Raw genomic sequence first — 1,698 nt, forward strand, 5'->3', positions numbered from 1 at the left:
AGTATTCTTCCTGCTCTTCCATTTCCGTCATAAAAAGGATGAATACTTTCAAACTGATAGTGTAATATGGCTAAATTAATTAGTGGATTTAAATCATTTTGATTAACATTAAAATGTTCTAAGAAATTGTCTAATAAACCTAAGATTTCGTCTTTTTCTTGTGGTGGAGTATAAACAATTTCCCCAGTTTTATCGTTTTTTAGAACAGTTCCAGCCATTGAACGAATTCCAGCATTATTTTCGATAATGGTTTTTTGAATAGTTTCAATGTCTTTTAGCTTCAAAAATCCTTGTTTCTGAATTAATTCAAAACCAGAAAAAATAGCACTTCTATAATTTATAACTTCTTTAACTTGAGTTGGTTGTTTTATGTTTGTAGCTAAAGCTTTATATAGTTCATCTTGTGTTGTAATAATATTTTCTATTTCCGAACTATCTTTAGCTTCTTGTAAAACAATAGCATTTATTAACATTTCTTGATTAGGAATAGTTTTAGCAATTCCTTTTAATTCTCCTAATGAATTTGAAGATTTACTCAATTGGCGAAGAATTTCAATAGTCTCTACTTTTTCTCTTTTTGGTGGAAGTTTTGCAAGTTTATTGATTTGGGACATTTTATCTCTAGTAAATTGTATATGTACCAAAAACACAAAATATAGTTCAATTAAATTCAATATGCGACTTTTTGTCCCGCGTGTCTTGTCCTGAAATATGGCTACAGGTTAAAATTGAAATTAAGCTGATAATTAATATACCATATTAGGTGTTTTATAATCTAAAGATAAGTGTAATCTTATTTGGTTGTATAAATTAATTGCATTTTTTGCAGCTCGCTTGGCTTGAGATACGTTATCAAAGGTTTGGTCGAGATAGAATTCATCTTTTAAAATCCCATTTACCCGTTCAGCTATAGCATTTTCGTAACAGTGATTTTCTTCAGTCATACTAATATTTATATGCTTTTTTTTAAGTATTTGGGTGTATACATTACTACAATATTGTATTCCTCTATCGGAGTGATGAATAAGCCCATTGATATTTTTGGCTTGATAAATAGCCTTATTAAGAGCTCTTACACACCCCTTTAATTTAAGCTATCACTCAGGTCATAACCCACAATTTTGCGAGAATACATATCCGTAATTAAAGCTAGGTAGCAAAAACCTTTTACGGTTCTAATGTAAGTTATATCACTCACCCAGACTTGATTAGCTCTTGTCACCTTTAAATCCTTAATAATATTATTATACTTATAAAACCGGTGATGCGAATTGGTTGTTCTAGCACTGGTTTTCTTTCTAAGTGTTAATATTTGGTGTTTTCTAAGGGTATTAAATAAACTATCTCTACCAACTTTTAAGTTCGCTTTGATAAAATCGTTTTTCAATGATTTTTCGAGCTTGCGGACACCTTCTATAGGTAGGGATTTGCGTCTTTTTCTAACTATATTTATAATTTGTTGCTCTAGTTTTAAACGTTTATCAGCACTATGCTTATATTTATAATAAGCATCACGTTTTAATCCAAAACAACTAGAAATAGTAGATAAGGAAGCAAATCCCTTAGATCTTTCTTTAGCTATGTTTAAGGCTTTATACTTAGCTTTTTTTTAGATCGGCAACCGATTTATAGCCAAGATCTTCGGCTGCTACTTCAAGGTATGAATCCAATACCATAGCATCAAGATCTTTTTTAAGT

3 protein-coding genes are annotated in these 1,698 nt (G+C 30.2%); all 3 read right to left on the minus strand.

Annotated elements, in window-relative coordinates; genetic code table 11:
• Window positions 1-674: Fic family protein (locus tag FQU21_RS17235; protein WP_187269416.1), on the minus strand; the 674-nt coding region annotated here is incomplete at its 3' end.
• Between the two features lie 72 nt (window positions 675-746).
• A complete protein-coding gene (locus tag FQU21_RS17595) occupies window positions 747-1,055 on the minus strand; it encodes an integrase core domain-containing protein (RefSeq protein ID WP_147679265.1) in 309 nt (102 codons plus the stop codon).
• Between the two features lie 29 nt (window positions 1,056-1,084).
• Window positions 1,085-1,222 carry a DDE-type integrase/transposase/recombinase gene (locus FQU21_RS17900; RefSeq protein ID WP_394348415.1) on the minus strand — a complete coding sequence of 46 codons (138 nt, stop codon included), beginning with the start codon at window positions 1,220-1,222 and terminating at the stop codon, window positions 1,085-1,087.
• Window positions 1,223-1,698 lie beyond the last annotated feature (476 nt).

Origin of the sequence: Algibacter pacificus (assembly GCF_008033385.1) — a bacterium.
Taxonomy (GTDB): Bacteria; Bacteroidota; Bacteroidia; order Flavobacteriales; family Flavobacteriaceae; genus Algibacter; species Algibacter pacificus.